The sequence below is a fragment of the Pedobacter sp. Bi126 genome, from assembly GCF_918698245.1.
Lineage (GTDB): Bacteria > Bacteroidota > Bacteroidia > Sphingobacteriales > Sphingobacteriaceae > Pedobacter.
This window is the reverse complement of the sequence record NZ_CAKKMS010000001.1, coordinates 1009646-1027322: the sequence shown is the minus strand read 5'-3', so window position 1 is coordinate 1027322 and position 17677 is coordinate 1009646. Positions and strand designations below refer to the sequence as shown.

Genomic DNA, 17677 nt, shown 5'->3' with positions numbered 1-17677 from the left:
TTATCAATTTCTCCTTTATGGTTTTGCCATGCAATAGCTTGATTTAATGTCAATGTAGCCCAAAAATAAAATGAAAATAAATAGCTTAGTGTAAAAAACACACTATTAAAACAATCTTTTCATAAAAAAGCTACATCCCTTTTGTAAAATATTTGTATTATAGTACTTTCTTAAGCACATCCCGGTTTAAGAGCCATGAATTTAAAATTTTGAATAAATAAGGATGGAAGCGCAAAACGACAAACCTAACGAGACAAGTGATCTGGTCGAAAAAGAGCAAGAAATACAGCATTTAAACAATCCAGTTGATATATCGGTAAAGCCAATTGTTAAACAATATCTCGGTGCAGTTAAAAAAGTAAAAAAGGAGGGCAACCGTTTTTATTTTTCTGATGGCGATGCAAGAGTAGAAGTCCGGGTGGTAAGCGACGATATTATCCGCGTTCGCCTGGCTCCTCATGGCGTTTTCTTAGAGGATTTTTCTTATGCCGTACCCGAAGTAGATCAAAAAGTGTCTGTTTTTAAAATGCAGGAACATGATGATCATTTTACGATTTCTACCCATGCAGTAACCTGTAAAATAGAAAAAGCAAACTTCCATATTTCTTTTTCTGATAATATTACCAATGTAGTAATGGTTGATGAAGCCAATTCTATGCACTGGGAAGAAAATGTAGATTTTGGTGGTTATTATATCTACGCAACGAAAAAATGCCACCCTGAAGAAAATTTCTTCGGTTTGGGTGATAAATCTGGTAATTTTAACCTGCGCGGTCGCCGTTTCGAAAACTGGAATACCGATGCTTACTCCTTCGGTTGGAACCAGGACCCACTTTATCGTACTATACCTTTTTATATCGGTTTGCACAATCAGGCGGCCTATGGTATCTTTTTCGATAATACCTTTAAATCGTATTTCGATTTCGGATCCGAGGATGTAAATAAAACCAGTTTCTGGGCCGATGGCGGAGAACTGCAATACTATTATATCCATGGCCCGCATATTATGGATGTGGTAAAACGTTATGCAACTTTAACGGGAACACACCCAATGCCACCAAAATGGACTTTGGGTTATCAGCAGTGCCGCTGGAGTTATTATCCTGAAACAAAGGTTAAAGAAATAGCCAAACAGTTCAGGGAACGTAAAATCCCTTGCGATGCCATTTATCTGGACATCGATTACATGGATGGCTACCGTTGTTTTACCTGGAACAAAAAATACTTTCCAGATCCGCGGAGAATGATCAAAGAGCTATCTGATGATGGTTTTAAAACGGTGGTGATGATCGATCCTGGAATTAAGGTAGATGACGATTACTGGGTGTTTAAAGAAGGTAAAGAAAAGAGATTTTTCTGTCGCCGCAGCGACGATTATTATATGGAAGGGCATGTTTGGCCAGGGCGCTGTCAGTTTCCCGATTTTACCAATCCAAAAGTACGGAGCTGGTGGGGTAATTTATATAAAGAGCTGGTAGATATGGGCGTTGCAGGTTTCTGGAACGATATGAACGAACCAGCTGTGTTTGGTTCAGGAACTTTCCCCAACGATGTCCGCCATAATTATGATGGTTACCGAGGCTCACACCGTAAGGCACACAATGTTTACGGCATGCAGATGGTGCGTTCTACCTACGAGGGCTTAAAAAAACTGATGCGCAATAAACGTCCGTTTACGATTACAAGGGCTGGTTATGCGGGCATGCAGCGTTATGCAAGTGTTTGGACCGGCGATAATATCGCAACCTGGGAGCATTTAAAGATCGGAAATATACAGTGCCAGCGTTTATCGGTTTCTGGTGTGCCTTTCTGTGGAACAGATATCGGCGGATTTAGTGGTGAGCCAGATGGAGAGTTGTTTACCCGTTGGATTCAACTAGGTACATTTTCTCCCTTTATGCGGGCACACTCTGCCGGCGATACAGCAGAACGTGAACCCTGGAGCTTTGGGCAGTTTTTCGAAGATATCAACCGTAAGTTTATCGAATTAAGATATCGTTTAATGCCTTATCTATATTCGGTTTTCTGGGAGCATCACCGTTATGGCTTTCCTATTTTAAGACCTTTAGTGATGCTTGAGCAAGAAAATATCAGCAACAGTTTCCGTCAGGATGAATTTTGCTATGGTGATAAACTATTGATATGCCCGGTTTTAGAACAGGGTGCAATATCTAGAAAAGTTTACCTCCCAAAAGGCACCTGGTATAATTTCTGGACCAACGAAATCCTGGATGGCGGTAACGAATATACGGTTGATGCAAAAATCGATAGTATGCCAATGTTTGTAAGGGCAGGTACAGTTTTGCCAGAATATCCGGTAATGCAATATGTTGATGAAAAATCTATTACCGAAGTGGTATTGAATATTTATCATAGCGATTACGAGGTTAATTCATACATGTACGAAGATCATGGCGATACTTTTGCTTACGAGCAGGATATTTATCTGGAAAAGAAATTCACTGTAAAAGGCGATACTCAGGCCATTAAAGTGAACCAGCGTAATGAAGGATTGTATACGCCTAATTATGAATTTTATGTTTGCAATGTTATCGGCGTAAAATTCCAGGTGAAAAAGATCATTATCGACAATAAAGAGGTGAAAGACTTTTATACCGATGATCAGAATATCCTGCATTTTAAATGCAATAAGAACTTCTTAGAAATACAGATCTTGAGTCTGTAAACATTGAGCCCCAAATGCTGTTTAGTATTTGGGGCTTCATTTATCTAGCCAAAATACCTATGCCATCAGTAAAAAAAGTTTCAGTAAAAAAAGTATCCGAACCAAAAACTGATAAACAGAAATCTGTTTGGATCCACAGTTTATTTACCGATTATGATATCGATCTTTTTCTTGTAGGAAAGCATTTTAGGCTTTATGAGAAAATGGGCTCACACTTAATTACTGTTGATGGAACCGCCGGAACTTATTTTTCGGTTTGGGCACCCAATGCCATCCGTGTAAGTGTAGTGGGTAATTTTAACGATTGGGACAACGCTTCACATCCGCTGAGCATACGGTGGGATAAATCGGGTATCTGGGAAGGTTTTATCCCTGGAATTGCAAAGGGCGAAGTTTATAAATATTTTGTTAAAGGTTTTGACGAATCTGAGCATTTAAAAGGCGATCCCTATGCCAGAAGATGGGAACATCCTCCACAAACAGCTTGTATTATTTGGGATACCGATTATACCTGGAAAGATAAAGCCTGGCTTAAAAAAAGAGCAAAAATAAATGCTTTGGATCAACCCATTTCGGTATATGAGATACATCTAGGCTCTTGGGAGCGCGATCCGGATAATCCAGAACGTGTTTTGACCTGCAGGGAAGTTGCTGGCAGGTTAGTGCCTTATGTAAAGGAAATGGGTTTTACCCACGTAGAACTGATGCCTGTAATGGAGTTTCCGTATTTCCCTAGCTGGGGTTATCAGATTACAGGTTATTTTGGTGCGAGTTCGCGTTATGGTTCTCCACAGGATTTAATGTATCTGATTAACGAGCTCCATAAAGCAGATATTGCAGTGATATTGGATTGGGTTCCTTCTCATTTCCCAGGTGATAGGCATGGTTTATATGAGTTTGATGGAACACATCTGTACGAACACGCCGATATGCGAAAAGGTTTTCATCCAGACTGGAAATCATATATTTTCAATTATGATCGAAACGAAGTACGCTCTTTTTTAATTAGTAATGCCTTGTTTTGGATTGACCAATATCATGCAGATGGCCTAAGGGTAGATGCCGTAGCATCGATGTTATATTTCAATTTCTCCAGAGAAGATGGAGATGCCGCAACAAACGAATATGGTGGAAGTGAAAACTTTGGGGCCATTCAGTTTTTGCAGGACCTGAATGTTGCCGTTTATGGAAATTTTGAGGGTGTACAGACCATTGCCGAAGAAAGCAGTACTTACCCTGGTGTAACCCATCCGGTACATGCCGGCGGATTAGGTTTTGGCATGAAATGGATGATGGGCTGGATGAACGATACCTTAAAGTATTTTAAAGTAGAAACCCTCGGCCGGAAACACCACCACCATCAGTTAAGCTTTAGTATGACTTATGCCTTTACCGAAAATTTTATGTTGCCTTTCTCTCATGATGAAGTCGTACACGGTAAATCACCAATGTTGTATAAAATGCCTGGAGATGACTGGCAGAAATTTGCAAATTTAAGGGCACTTTATGGTTATATGTTCACCCATCCCGGAGCAAAACTGCTGTTTATGGGGAATGAGTTTGGCGAAACCAACGAATGGAACTTTACGCAATCGCTAGATTGGCATTTGCTTCAATATGCGCCGCACAAGGGCATGCAGGAAACCGTTAAGGCTTTAAACTTTCTGTATCGCAAAGAACCAGCATTGTATCATTTCAGTTTTAGTTATGAAGGCTTTCAATGGCTCGATGCCGATAATGCAAACGAATCTGTCTTCACATTTATGCGCAAAGGACCAAAAGCAAAAGATACTTTGGTTGTCGCGATAAACTTAACGCCAGTGGTGCGTGAAAATTATAGAATCGGTGTCCCTTTTAAAACCAAATGGACAGAAATTTTTAATACTGATGATATTGTTTATTATGGAGGCGGTATTAATAATCGCGGGGGTATTGTTCCTGACCTAGCGGGTTATAACGGGCAGGAATACTCGGTCGTTGTTGATCTGCCGCCTTTGGCTGTAGTGATTTTTAAGACCAAGTAAAATATTATTGGTTCCTATATCACGCCAAAATTATAGGTAAACACATAGTTTTGGCGTGATATAAGTTTTTATATTGCGCCAAAACCTTATATAAAAGCATAGTTTTGGCGTAATATGTTTTTTTATATTACGCCAAAACTCAATTTTTGGTTACATTTGTTGCTGTAAATTAAATGTTTATGGAACAGGTTGTAGGAAGAACTGAAGAAAAATTGCTGCTAAACAAGATCGAGAAATCTGGTGAAAGTGAACTGATTGCTGTATATGGGCGTAGAAGGGTAGGAAAGACTTATTTAATCAGAAACGCTTTTACTAAGGAAATTGCATTTGAATTTTCTGGCATTCATCACGCAACGTTAAATCAGCAGTTAGAAAACTTTAGTTTGGCACTTACAAAAGTAACAGGTGGTTTTCCCTTAGCCAAACCAGAAAGTTGGATAGCTGCCTTTGAAATGCTGGTCCAATACCTCGCCCCCTTGGTAAAAAAGGAAAGAACAATCATTTTTATTGACGAATTCCCCTGGATTAATACGCCCCGCTCAGGATTTTTGCCTGCATTTGAAAATTTTTGGAACAGCTGGGCTTCAAGACAAAAAAAACTTATCGTTGTTATCTGTGGGTCTGCAGCTTCCTGGATGATCAATAAGGTGATTAATAACCGAGGCGGATTGCATAACCGTGTAACGAGGAGAATAAGACTTCTTCCTTTTACTGTTGGCGAAACCGCAGCATACCTTAAATACAGAAAAATAAAGCTCGATAAGTACCAGCTTTTTCAGGTGTACATGGCTATGGGGGGTATACCACAGTATCTCAAAGAAATAGAGCCTGGCGAGAGTGTGGCCCAGATTATAGACAGGCTGTTTTTTACCAAGGATGGGCTGCTTCTTGAAGAATTTAAGAACCTGTATTACTCGTTGTTCGATAAAGCAGAAAATCATATTGATATTGTTCAGGCATTGGCAAAAAAAGGTAAAGGATTAACACGTACCGAAATTATTAATGTCTGTAAGCTAAGCAGCGGCGGTTACGCTACACAGCTACTTGCAGAACTTGCAGAATCTGGTTTTATTACGCCTTATATTCCCTTTGGAAAAAATAGCAAAGACGCTTTGTACAAACTAACAGATGAGTACTCGATATTTTATCTCAAATTTATTAACGGCAATAAAGCAACGGGCGCTGGAACCTGGCTGAAATTTTATTCGGGTACATCATGGAAAAGCTGGAGCGGATATGCTTTTGAAAGTATCTGCATGAAACATACTGCTCAGATTAAAAAAGCAATAGGGATAGATAATGTTTATACCGAAATATCTGTTTGGCGTTATTTGCCAAAAAATAGAGCAGAACAAGGTGTTCAGATTGATCTGCTTATTGATCGAAATGATTCTTGTATCAATATATGTGAAGTTAAATTCTCTATTATGTCTTTTGAAATTACTAAATCTTATGAAAAGGAATTAGTCAGCAAACTAAAGGTATTTCAATATCAAACCAGAACAAGAAAAGCATTGTTTTTGACTATGATTACAACTTATGGAGTCGCAAATAGTGAACGTTACCCAGGTTTGGTACAAAAAGAGATTACAATGGATGTGCTATTTGATGATTAGCCAAACTGACCAGTCAATTTAAAATAAGAAAAGCCTCCCATTGCTGGAAGGCTTTCTTAAACTCTGGAGTGGAAGCTTCCAGAGAGGGTGCAAAGATACAATAACTCTTTTCTCTTGCAAGTATTATTTGCTAAAAAAAATATCGCAATCTCTTTGCCGTCAATTATTCTTACCGATTGATATTTCAGGTTCTTTTTACCAGCAAAAAAAATCTATTATTCTAAGTTGTTGGAATATTTTCACATAGACTATCCGCCCGGATGTCTGTAATTTTTGAATTCTTTAGTTTTGTTGATAAATATCAATAAAATAGGCTTTTATAGTGCTGTGAGAGGGGTAATGAATGAAGTGAACGGATAATTTGCCTAGGAGCCGCCGTACTTTTGTATCAACGAGCAAACAAACAAACTATTTATTTTTCTCTTTACTTTAAGCAATTGAAAGGACGCTCTTGTCTATCTTTCTTGGTGCTTGTGCTTTTTCTTATGCCCACGTATTTGCGTGCGCAGGTTGTAGCACAGTGTGAAAATACAAAGCGTACTTACGCAGATTTTCAGGGATCAGTCCAATACGGATTTAAGGTATTGGGTGGGTCTTTAATTATGGGTACCATTTCAGATGCAGGAAATGCTGTTAATGGACAGGTTAAAGATGCATCAACATTAGGTGTTGGACTTGGCTTAGCAGGATTGGCATCTTCGACCCAATTCTTACAGTTTAGTGCTGCTGGTGGTTCGCCCAGATCAATTCCTGCCAATACTCCAGTTATAATTAAAATTTCGCTCCCTACCGAAGTATTAAGCGTTCTAAGCGGTGTAGAGATAGGAACATTCACAGGTTTGCATACCGTTGCTGCTGATTGGCCATTATTGGGATTGCTTGGTCCGGGTCATGATGCGGGATATGCGGCAACTACTCTCCCGATTTATAACTCAACCAATATAGCGGGTGTAATTAGCGGTTCGGGAGAGATTGAGGTTACACTCACACCCAATCAGATATATAACGGGATTTATGTAAAGGTATCGGGCAATTTACTCTCGGTAGCGTTGTCTACAAAGCTTTTCCACGCCTATATTATGGAAACGACTACTGATAAGATTGATTGTGATGAAGTAATTGATGTTTTATCGGGAGTACAGCCTACTGTTATTGGAGGGGTGTTAAATGCAACCGGAAAGGTAACTGATCCTTTCAATTCGATAGATAGCGATAATGATAGCTATGCGCTGATGGATGTTGGGGTCTCTGTATTAAACAAAATATACCTTACGGCAATATTTAATAAACCTTCTCAGCCGAAAGATTCTGTGAGCATTATAATAGGTAAGCCAGGGGGTGGATTACTTAATCTGAATTTACTTACCGGCTTTATCATTCAGCCTTATTTAAATGGGGTCAAAGCGGGCGATGCTTTCGATAATACAGGAACTTTTCTAAACCTTAGGCTTTTTCCGGGTTCAACAGATAAATATGTACTCACCTTTCCGATTACTGAGGTTTACGATCGTTTAGAGATCACTACCGGTGGATTGGCCGGTGTGCTGGGCTCACTTCAGATTTATGACATTAAAAGGAAATTGGCTAAGCCACGCACGTTGATTGATCCTATCGCTGAGGATGCCAGGGCCATCTGCCAGGGAGAAACCACCACCTTTTCTGTTAACAATCCACAGGCCTGTACGGAATATAAATGGTATGATGCAGAAACAGGAGGCAATTTGTTGCATACCGGAGAAAATTATACTCCTCCATCCTCGCTTCTTGCCGGAGATTATAGTTACTATGTACAAGGTAGCAGAACCTACTGCGTAACAGGGGTTTCTGAAAGACTCCGCGTAAAACTGAAGGTTAATCCATTACCCCCGCTAGATGTTCCGGGTACAACAATCTGCAGTGGAGCTACGGCTACGTTAGCGGTCAGCAATTCCAATATCGCCCAATATACTTACAATTGGTATGCCGTTTCCAATGGAGTTACGCCGTTTAATACTGGTGCAACCTATACAACGCCCGCCCTTACTGCAAACACTACCTACTACGTAGAAGCAATTAATACATTAACAGGCTGTAAGAATGTTGGGGGCCGTAAAGCAGTATTGGTAAATGTTAAACCTATTGCTGTTGTAAATCCGGTTATTGGTCTAAATACCATGTGTGCAGGAACTATCACAACTTTAACCAATGATAATCCTTCTGGCATTTGGAGCAGTAGCAATGCAGCTATTGCAACAATAGATGCCACGGGCAAGGTCGCAGCAATTGCAGCTGGAAGCGCTGTCATCAGTTACACCGTTGCTGATGATGCGACGTATTGCGGAAAAAAAGTGGATTTTAATTTAACTGTAAATCCACAGCCAAATTTGACTTTAGGGCCAAATCCTGGTATTTGCGAAGGACTTACCATAACTAAAATTGCTTACGCTAATCCGGTTTTCGACCCCATTAGTTATAGCATCTCCTGGGCTGGAAATTTACTTCCTGCCGTTTCAGATCAAGCCTTGCCAGCAAATGAAATTACAATCAACGTTCCATCAAATACACCGGTAGCAGTATATCAAGGGGTATTGACCATCAAAAATGCAAACGGCTGCGAACGGGCTATCCCTTTTAGTTTTAGGGTAAAGCTTGTGCCACATAAACCAATAGTATCCATTAATTAAAAAGAATAAGTTATTTCCTCCAAACAAATTAACCATTATGATGAAAAAATCTACAAAACGCAATCTAAGAATCTTTGTATTCTTAATGTTTTTATTGCCGCTGGGTGCCTTTGCACAGACGCCAAATGTATACCTGTGCGGAACAGGTACAGTAAAATTGAATCCAACTTTCACCGGTTATACACCTGTTAATGGCGATAAAATTATATGGACCGTTGACGGAACTGCAGAAGCTGCGGTAGTATATAATGGTTCAAATGCTTTTTATCAGATAGCAGCAGGATTAGCTGTCGGAAACCATACTTATTCTGTTCAGGTTCAGCCGGCAGATGCGAATCTCTGCCCTAGTGATGCCTCTGATAATACCGTTGTAGAAAAATTACCTACGCCTATTATCGCTGTTGCAGCTCCAGGAAGTGTTTATTGTACCGATCAAACAGCTGCCACGGTAATTACGGCGAGTAAGGATGCTTCAATAACATTGCCAACCGGGGTAACCATGACTTATGTCTGGTCGGCAACGCTAGGAGGTACTGCTGTAGCTGATATTACAACTTTGGGTGCAGCATCCGGTTCGGGAGATACTTTTACACTTAAGGCTGGCGTGGCTCCGGGCGCGTATGTTTTCACGGCTATTGGAAGTTATGCTACAGGTGGTGTTCAGATCGTGCCTGCAACAACTTGTACTGCAACTGCCGGCAAAGCAATCACTGTTACTGTTAAACCAGGCAAAGCAACTATCGCTGTAGCGCCATAAGGTTTAACCAATGATGTTTAACAGATTAAGGATAATTGTGCTCGGTGTGCTGCTGCTTTCTGCAGCAGCATGCTTTGCGCAATCTGGCAATCCGAATACGCTTAACCTTAAACCAGGCGTTACTGTTAAACTGAGGGCCAATGGTACAGGTGCTATCTCTTATCAATGGTTCAGGAATGGAAATGCCATATTAGGTGCTACCGAGCAAGATTATGTGGTTAACACCGCAGGGAAATATACTGTTATTACTTTTAGCTTAGGAGGCTGTAGCTCCGATCTGTCAGAAGAAAAGGAAGTGGTGATGGAGACAGCCATATCAGCGGATGTTTCCATAGTTAAAAGATCTGAAAGCAGACAGGTAATCAATACCGAGGTATTTAAATACAATTTATTGGTGCGCAACAACGGGATCGGTGAGGCTACCAACATCCAGGTAAAGGATGACCTTCCAGAAAATTTAACCTTTGTAAGCGTCGATCCAACTATTGTGGGTACCGCAAGTTATAACGATCAAACCAAGACAGTTTCCTGGGCGATCCCGTCACTTGCCAATGGCAGTTTTGTTGAGCTGATCATTAATGTAAGGGCAATGAAACCTGGTAATGTTGTTAATAGTGCCAGGGTTACCATCAATGAAATAGATCCCGATCCTTCTAACAATATATCGGTTGATACCAAAGAAATTACAGGGCTTAAAATTCCGAACGTATTTACGCCAAACGGCGATGGAAAAAATGAAACCTTTTTTGTTGAACGCTTGGACCGTTATAGCGGAAACCAGCTTACCATTATTAACCGCTGGGGAAGCACAGTTTATGAGAAAGATAGTTATTTAAACGACTGGACCGCGAATGGTTTGGTAGATGGAACGTATTTCTATGTGCTTAAAGTAAAAACCGCAAGTGCTCAATGGCAGGAATTTAAAGGTTATGTTACAGTTATCAGGTAAATGGAACTAAAATGTGGAGGATATGAAAAAGATAATTTTAACGGTATTGTTTAATTTAATCGGCCTGTGCCTGTTCGCGCAACAGAATGCCCAGTTTGGACAATATATGTTCAATGGTTTATACATCAATCCTGCTTATGCAGGCTACAAAGAAGAGCTGTATATGCAGGCCTTTGTGCGGGCGCAATGGACAGGTATTCAGGGCGCTCCCCAAACGCTTTCCATATCGGTAGATGAAGCGGTTAAGGAAGAAAGTTTAGGTTTGGGTTTATTGGTGTCGAAAGATAAAATTGGCGCACAGAACTCGTTAAACCTATCAGGGAATTTTGCTTACCGCATTAAGCTAGACCGCACCGAAACCAATGTACTTGCTTTTGGCGTTGGAGTGGGCGTAATGCAGATGGGGCTTAACGGAAGTTTATTAGATCCAAATGAAACCGGCGACAACAAGATTCCGACAGGATATGAAAGCCGAATCGTACCCGATATTAGGGCTGGTGTACATTATTCGAACGAAAAATTCTTTATCGGTTTCTCTGCCAATAACCTGCTTACCCAATACCTTCCTGTTTTTAGGGATAATAATCTTTTAAGTATTACTTCTAAGCCGCATTTTTATTTAACGGCGGGAATGGTATTTCCAGTGAACAATGATTTTATGTTCAAACCTACTTTTTTGATCAAAGATGATTTGAACGGGCCAACCTCATTGGATCTTAATGCTTTTTTAATGATCAAAGAAAAACTTTGGTTAGGTGCTGCATATAGAACCTCCGTAAAAATTTATCCTAAGCCAGCATTACAAAGCGATTTAAGGGCAAGGAGTGCTATCGGGTTGATTACTGAGTTTTTTGTCCGCGAAAACCTCCGGATCGGCTATGGTTACGATTATAGTTTAAATAAATTCGGTAGCTATGATTATGGCTCACACGAAATATCTATTGGGTATTATCTGCAAACTGCAAAAAGCAGAAGGCCGAAATGTTACTTCTAATAATCGGGTACCTTCCACCCGGACCTTCTTTATTTCTTTTCTTTTTTATTGGGTGTCTATTATTCTGCATATGGTCTGCGCGCATTTGCTTTTTTCATAAAAAATGAACGGAATGAATGTTGTAAAAACGTTTCGCCTTATTTGTTAAATCTTTTTAAGATTGTCAGCCGCTGCTATGCATATTTTATTTGTTGTTTAATAAGACTAAACTCAGATTTTTACCCGGATAAATCAGTTTGTGCTTAAGAATATTAAAAAATCCTCATTATAAAGGTGTTTAAGCATTATAATTATCTTAATAATCTACTTTATTTTTATTTTCCGTTAAAAAACGCTATAATTAAGGGTCTTAAGTCTATCCCTATTTGTGTATGCTCGAATCCCGAAAGGTATTTTTAGTAAACGCTGTATTAAATTATTTCAGCAGTTTATGCCCTATAACCTCTGGATTTATCCAGGAAATAGAAAAAAATGTAGATACTCTTCTGATCAAGAAAAATAAATACATTTTATCTCCCATTGATAATAATGATTATGTTTTTTTCGTGGTATCAGGCTTGGTAAGAGGTTTTATTAAAGATGGTAATAAAGAGATTACCACTTGGATCAGTTTAGGGAACGAATTTATTGGAGCGATTCAACATCCCGATGAAAACGTTCAGCCCTCAATTGAATATTTGCAGGCATTGGAAGATTCAGAATTGGTTGCTATTCCAAACTTATTGATTGATAAGCTTTACGCCAGTTATCAGGAAACAAATGTTATTGGTAGAAAGATTTTAGCGCTCCAGTATCATGCCGCCTCAGAGCGGGCCATAATAGCCAGAATCCCTTCGGCAGAAAGGCGTTATGAAAAATTCTTGGAACTAAACGCTGTTGATATATCTAGAGTGCCATTAAGGTGCATAGCAAGTTATTTAGGTATGCGTTTGGAGACACTTAGTCGCATACGCAGTAAATTGGTAAGGGAGCTGGTGTAATTAAATAAAACTGTTTTCCGGTTGATCATAACTGGTTAGGTCGATCTGTGCGAAGAATACTCATTTTAAACGCTATGTTTACATAACATTATACACTTTTTACATATTGATGTACAACCTTAAATTGCCTATACTAAACATCATATTTGTGTTTAAATTTGGGTAAGTAAAAATTAAATCAACGGGACGATTTAGATTACATTCGTAAGCCTCTCTTTTTCAGGGAGGCTTATTTTTTTAGCCTACAGTGCTTATATGCCAGTTAGAGGGGGTGACGGCGGCGGAGCCAGTTCTTGTGGTTCGTGTGGAAGTTCGTGCGGTAGCTGCGGTGGTTGTGGAGGCGATTAATAATTTTTTTGCTTTAAATTGAAATCTTCATCAAATCTTAATCTTTCTGCCGTAATATTGTAGGCATAAGGGGTGAGAGCCTTATATCAACTTCTAGTTGAGAGCGTTAATTTAGATAGAGGATGTAGCCAGTGGCTACATCCTTTTTTTATTCCTGGCATGTGGATATGAAGAGGCTAAATGTTTGACTAGACGATTTCAAGATTTGTCTCTTCGAGTTCCTTCAATAAAGCTGATACCTCGCTCCAGTGATTTATCCTTTGGTGATGATTTTTTTCTACATTGTGAAATGCAGTAAACATTAAGGCTTTTCCTTTGCAGAAATCAAGGTTTTTACAATGGTCGTCAATTAAATAATCGGTATCTATTATGCGCTTATCGCCACAAAAGATGATATTTTTCCAGCTGATAAAAGGGAAGTGCTCTGCAAGCCACTCGCGTTTTTCGAAGAGCGATAAGGGGAATTCCATGGCGGCTGAAACGATATAGATCTCGTAGTCTTCCATTAGTTTTTTTATGGCTTCAACAGCGCCTTCCATTACCGGCAGGTTTCTGAAAAAGCCTGTTCTATTGCAGATCTTCATTACCATGGCCCTATCCGGAAAAAGTTCTTCTTCCGATTTGCCTTTTATATCATTGCGCGTAAGTGAAATGCCTGTTTCTGCCTGGTATGTCTGAAGTATATGGTCTTCTATGTCGGCGAGAACGCCGTCCATATCAATGCCTATTGTTTTTCTCATGATTTGCTATATTTTGCAACAAAAATATTTAATATTGCAATATATCGCAAATTATAATCCTGATAAATTTATATATTTGCAATATATTGCATTAGTATGGTAAAAGAAGAGCGTCTACAGATCATTATAAATACCCTGGAAAAAGACACCAAGGTACGGTTGAACGAATTGAGCACATTATTAAATGTATCAGAAGATACAGTACGCCGTGATATTAAGGAGCTCGACATGCAAGGGCTGCTTAGGGCGGTTAGGGGGGGCGCAATTTCTCATTCGCCCATTCCGCAACATTACCGGGATAGGGAAAAGTACAATCAGCAGCACAAACAGGTTATTGCAAACAAAGCCTTAGCGTTTTTGAAAGATGGTCAGGTGGTGTTTTTCGATGGTGGTACCTCGGTAGTCGCGCTGGCTGCCGCATTGCCTAAAGATTTAAAAATCACCATTATTACCAATAGCTTTCCCGTTGCCAATATTTTGGAAGACCACCCCAATGCCGAAGTGATATTTGCCGGCGGAAGATTGCATAAAACCGCATTTACCACCATGGGGCAAGAAACTATCGATACCTTTAGAAAGGTTAGGGCCGATGTTTGTATGCTTGGTATCTGTAGTTTGCACAATAGTATGGGTATTACTTCCATTATATATGAAGATGCCCAACTGAACAACGTCATGATTAACCAGGCGCAAAAAACCATTGCGCTATCCGCACTCGAGAAAATAAATACTGTAGAGCCTTACTATGTTTGCCCGGTTACCGATGTAGATGTAATCATTACCGAAACCGATCCCAGTAATACGATCCTAGAGCCTTATAGGCATTTGGGAATTGAGGTGATTTAAATCTCTTATATTCATCAATATCAAATAAATCACTTAATTTGTGTCATCTAAATTTAACCCTCACTAATGATAGACTCTGTTTTGCCGCGCTATATTTTGCAAGAACAAATGTTTATTTATGCTTGCTGGAGTATCGTAATTTTCTTCTTTAGGAAAACTGAATTTATCAGCATACTTGATATTTCCATTATTTGGCTGATCAGAATTGTTGGTATTGTATTTTTTTTGCAATTCCCGGTAATTTTCTGTGCTGATTGGTTAAGTGGAGATCATGTTCAGTATGCATTTATAAACCGCTTTACTGGGCCATATTGGTTTCCGGCAGTATTTCCGTTATTTGTGTATTTATTTTCTACGCAAAGCCTTTGGTTCATCTATTTCCAGAAGGCAAGATATTGGCGTTTAATTTTTGGGTTGTTGATATTAGCCTCAACATTTACTAATGATATAATACTGTGGATTAGCGGCTTTCAAAGAGATTCTTTTGCTTCTTCTTGGAGAATAGCTTATCAATTGTCTTTTCTGCATATTGAGTCTTTTGTCGTATTTGCTTTTATAACTGGATTTGGCTATTTGATGCTTAGAGAAAAGAATAATTAAATTGTTATACCCAACGGGATGATAAATATTTTTTATGAAAATACAGATCATAAGTGATTTACATCAGGAATTTGGTGTTTCTGAATTATCTTTCGGAAATGCTGATCTGGTTATTCTGGCAGGCGACATCAATTTAGGTACAAAAGGTATAGAATGGATTAAAGAAAATATTCCAGACAAACCTGTAATTTATGTTTTAGGCAACCACGAATATTATAAAGGAACCTATCCCAACACACTCAATAAAATAATCGAAGCATCGAGAGGTTCGAATGTGGACGTACTGGAGAATGATACCATTGAACTCGAAGGCATAAGGTTTCATGGGGCGACTTTATGGACAGATTTTTCGCTATTCGGAAATCCCGTAGAATATGGTATAATTTGTCAGAGCAAAATGAATGATTACCGGATGATTAGAAGGGATCCGTCGTACTCAAAATTAAGGACAATAGACACTTATAAAATCCATCAGATTTCCAAAAAATGGTTGCAGAAAAGCCTTGAAGAATCAAAGGCATATAAAAACGTTGTGATTACCCATCATGCGCCAAGTATAAGATCTGTACCAAAGGAGTATAGAAAGGATCCGGTTGCTTCGGCCTATGCATCAGATCTTGAAGATGTCATCAACAAATATAAACCTGCTTATTGGATTCATGGTCATATTCATACTCCGGTAAGGTACAATGTTGACGAAACTGAGATTATTTGTAATCCCCATGGATATATAGTGAAAAATATAACGGTTATCAAAAAGAACTGATAATTGAAATTTAAAAGACTTTCCGGTATTGGTATGCTGCTTGACCAAATATCGGATTATAAATAAGGTTTTTGCGCTCAAAGAATTTTTAATGCTTTGTATTACAAATACCCCTCAAATAAGAAAAGAGACAATCTATCCAGACTTGTCTCTTTTTTCTAACCAAATATAAACCTGTTATGAGCCAGGCTTTGTCTTTAATCTTCTATCTAAACCGGGGTTTTTCAAGAAAATGATTTATCTTTTTTAATGGTGATAAACATCGTTCCGTTTATTACTCTACAAATATAGTAAAAAAAATGATAGTGTAAAAAATACACTAAGAAAAATTTAAGTATTTTTTTTGTCATTTTTTATTTACCGACCTTTTTGTAAGAGATTTTGGTGTTTAAAACGACTGTGTTGCAAATATAGCAGAAAAATATGTTAACTAATTGTTAAATATTGTCAATTTATGGTACGATTTAGTCAAACGTTTGTTTAATTGCTGGTTAAAAGTGGATTTTTCGAAATTTATTGGTGATTTTTTAGTTTTTACGAGTAGTTAAGTGAATTTTTGATGTATAAATTGAATAAAAACAATTTTAGATGTGGTTTTAAAATTGGATTTTATAGGTGAAAATTGTGTTTAAAACAAAAAGGCAACATTAAATGAATAATGTTGCCTTTTATATAGCCTTGAAAAGTGCTTTAAGCGCTTTTTTGTTACAAACTTGCGTAATATTCTACAAATTTAGCTAGTGCAGAAGAATATCCCCATTCGTTATCGTACCAAGATACCACTTTAACGAAATTATCATTTAATGAGATACCTGCTTTTGCATCAAAAATAGATGCATGGTCGTCACCAATAAAGTCAGAAGAAACAACTTCGTCTTCAGTATAAGCCAATACACCTTTTAATTCGCCTTCAGAAGCTGCTTTCATAGCTGCTTTAATTTGCTCATAAGTAGCTGGTTTTTCTAAACGTGCAGTTAAATCTACAACAGAAACGTCAGCCACAGGAACACGGAAAGACATACCGGTTAATTTACCTTTTAATTCAGGTAAAACCATACCTACTGCTTTAGCAGCACCAGTAGAAGAAGGGATAATGTTAGAGAAACCACCGCGGCCACCTCTCCAATCTTTGGCCGAAGGACCATCAACTGTTTTTTGAGTTGCAGTTACAGCATGGATTGTGCTCATTAAACCTTCAACAATGCCGAAGTTATCGTTTAAAACTTTAGCAATAGGCGCTAAACAGTTTGTGGTACAAGATGCATTAGAAACAATAGTTTGATCTGCAGTTAATTTATGGTGGTTAACGCCCATTACATAAGTAGGGATATCGCCATCTTTGGCAGGAGCAGAGAAAACTATTTTTTTAGCACCTGCAGCGATGTGTTTCTCAGCATCGGCACGGGTTAAGAATAAACCTGTAGATTCAATTACTACTTCAACACCTACAGCATCCCATTTTAAATCAGCTGGATTTCTTTCTGCAGTTACGCGGATTGTTTTACCATTAACCACTAAATTACCATCAACAACTTCAATAGTCCCATCAAATTTGCCATGTGTAGTATCATATTTTAACATGTATGCCATATAATCTGGCTCGATCAAATCGTTAATCGCTACAATATCCAATCCTCTTTTTAATGCGGCTCTGAAAACCAGTCGGCCAATACGGCCAAAGCCGTTTATTCCAATTTTGCTCATTGTT

Annotated in this window: 13 protein-coding genes; 11 read left to right on the top strand and 2 right to left on the bottom strand. The window is 38.7% G+C overall.

Annotated features, from left to right (window positions below; genetic code table 11):
• The first annotated feature begins 223 nt into the window (after positions 1-223).
• From LQ201_RS04080 to LQ201_RS04045, 8 genes are all read left to right on the top strand, one after another.
• Positions 224-2686: a glycoside hydrolase family 31 protein gene (locus LQ201_RS04080; protein WP_230145466.1), complete on the top strand. Its 2463-nt coding sequence runs from the start codon at positions 224-226 to the stop codon at positions 2684-2686.
• Positions 2687-2745: 59 nt separating this feature from the next.
• Positions 2746-4710, top strand: coding sequence for a 1,4-alpha-glucan branching protein GlgB (gene glgB, locus LQ201_RS04075; protein ID WP_230145465.1), 1965 nt, complete (start codon positions 2746-2748; stop codon positions 4708-4710).
• A gap of 179 nt (positions 4711-4889) precedes the next feature.
• Positions 4890-6326 carry an ATP-binding protein gene (locus tag LQ201_RS04070; protein ID WP_230145464.1) on the top strand — a complete coding sequence of 479 codons (1437 nt, stop codon included), beginning with the start codon at positions 4890-4892 and terminating at the stop codon, positions 6324-6326.
• A gap of 485 nt (positions 6327-6811) precedes the next feature.
• On the top strand, positions 6812-8989 hold the full coding sequence (locus LQ201_RS04065; RefSeq protein WP_230145463.1) for an Ig-like domain-containing protein: 2178 nt from the start codon (positions 6812-6814) through the stop codon (positions 8987-8989).
• A gap of 37 nt (positions 8990-9026) precedes the next feature.
• The gene (locus tag LQ201_RS04060; RefSeq protein ID WP_230145462.1) at positions 9027-9746 is read left to right on the top strand and encodes a hypothetical protein; all 720 of its coding nucleotides are present in this window, start codon (positions 9027-9029) and stop codon (positions 9744-9746) included.
• Between the two features lie 10 nt (positions 9747-9756).
• On the top strand, positions 9757-10695 hold the full coding sequence (locus tag LQ201_RS04055) for a gliding motility-associated C-terminal domain-containing protein (RefSeq protein WP_230145461.1): 939 nt from the start codon (positions 9757-9759) through the stop codon (positions 10693-10695).
• Between the two features lie 22 nt (positions 10696-10717).
• Positions 10718-11689: a type IX secretion system membrane protein PorP/SprF gene (locus LQ201_RS04050; protein ID WP_230145460.1), complete on the top strand. Its 972-nt coding sequence runs from the start codon at positions 10718-10720 to the stop codon at positions 11687-11689.
• A gap of 371 nt (positions 11690-12060) precedes the next feature.
• Positions 12061-12669 carry a Crp/Fnr family transcriptional regulator gene (locus LQ201_RS04045; RefSeq protein ID WP_230145459.1) on the top strand — a complete coding sequence of 203 codons (609 nt, stop codon included), beginning with the start codon at positions 12061-12063 and terminating at the stop codon, positions 12667-12669.
• A 536-nt stretch (positions 12670-13205) separates the two neighbouring features.
• Here the strand turns inward: LQ201_RS04045 and LQ201_RS04040 are convergent.
• Positions 13206-13757 carry a 5'(3')-deoxyribonucleotidase gene (locus LQ201_RS04040; protein ID WP_230145458.1) on the bottom strand — a complete coding sequence of 184 codons (552 nt, stop codon included), beginning with the start codon at positions 13755-13757 and terminating at the stop codon, positions 13206-13208.
• A gap of 96 nt (positions 13758-13853) precedes the next feature.
• Here LQ201_RS04040 and LQ201_RS04035 point away from each other — a divergent pair, with 96 nt between their 5' ends.
• The 3 genes from LQ201_RS04035 to LQ201_RS04025 all read left to right on the top strand — a co-directional run bounded on the left by LQ201_RS04035 (position 13854) and on the right by LQ201_RS04025 (position 15969).
• Positions 13854-14603 (top strand): DeoR/GlpR family DNA-binding transcription regulator, encoded by a 750-nt coding sequence (locus tag LQ201_RS04035; protein ID WP_230145457.1) that lies wholly within the window; start codon positions 13854-13856, stop codon positions 14601-14603.
• Positions 14604-14669: 66 nt separating this feature from the next.
• On the top strand, positions 14670-15203 hold the full coding sequence (locus LQ201_RS04030; protein ID WP_230145456.1) for a hypothetical protein: 534 nt from the start codon (positions 14670-14672) through the stop codon (positions 15201-15203).
• A gap of 34 nt (positions 15204-15237) precedes the next feature.
• Positions 15238-15969 carry a metallophosphoesterase gene (locus LQ201_RS04025; protein WP_230145455.1) on the top strand — a complete coding sequence of 244 codons (732 nt, stop codon included), beginning with the start codon at positions 15238-15240 and terminating at the stop codon, positions 15967-15969.
• Positions 15970-16674: 705 nt separating this feature from the next.
• Here the strand turns inward: LQ201_RS04025 and gap are convergent.
• Positions 16675-17673, bottom strand: coding sequence for a type I glyceraldehyde-3-phosphate dehydrogenase (gene gap, locus LQ201_RS04020; RefSeq protein WP_230145454.1), 999 nt, complete (start codon positions 17671-17673; stop codon positions 16675-16677).
• Positions 17674-17677: the final 4 nt, after the last annotated feature.

Coding starts and splice junctions, on each gene's coding strand:
- gap (WP_230145454.1), bottom strand. CDS start 17,673: ATGAGCAAAATTGGAATAAACGGCTTTGGCCGTATTGGCCGACTGGTT.
- glgB (WP_230145465.1), top strand. CDS start 2,746: ATGCCATCAGTAAAAAAAGTTTCAGTAAAAAAAGTATCCGAACCAAAA.
- LQ201_RS04050 (WP_230145460.1), top strand. CDS start 10,718: ATGAAAAAGATAATTTTAACGGTATTGTTTAATTTAATCGGCCTGTGC.
- LQ201_RS04035 (WP_230145457.1), top strand. CDS start 13,854: ATGGTAAAAGAAGAGCGTCTACAGATCATTATAAATACCCTGGAAAAA.
- LQ201_RS04030 (WP_230145456.1), top strand. CDS start 14,670: ATGATAGACTCTGTTTTGCCGCGCTATATTTTGCAAGAACAAATGTTT.
- LQ201_RS04025 (WP_230145455.1), top strand. CDS start 15,238: ATGAAAATACAGATCATAAGTGATTTACATCAGGAATTTGGTGTTTCT.
- LQ201_RS04080 (WP_230145466.1), top strand. CDS start 224: ATGGAAGCGCAAAACGACAAACCTAACGAGACAAGTGATCTGGTCGAA.
- LQ201_RS04060 (WP_230145462.1), top strand. CDS start 9,027: ATGATGAAAAAATCTACAAAACGCAATCTAAGAATCTTTGTATTCTTA.
- LQ201_RS04065 (WP_230145463.1), top strand. CDS start 6,812: ATGCCCACGTATTTGCGTGCGCAGGTTGTAGCACAGTGTGAAAATACA.
- LQ201_RS04045 (WP_230145459.1), top strand. CDS start 12,061: ATGCTCGAATCCCGAAAGGTATTTTTAGTAAACGCTGTATTAAATTAT.
- LQ201_RS04055 (WP_230145461.1), top strand. CDS start 9,757: ATGATGTTTAACAGATTAAGGATAATTGTGCTCGGTGTGCTGCTGCTT.
- LQ201_RS04070 (WP_230145464.1), top strand. CDS start 4,890: ATGGAACAGGTTGTAGGAAGAACTGAAGAAAAATTGCTGCTAAACAAG.
- LQ201_RS04040 (WP_230145458.1), bottom strand. CDS start 13,757: ATGAGAAAAACAATAGGCATTGATATGGACGGCGTTCTCGCCGACATA.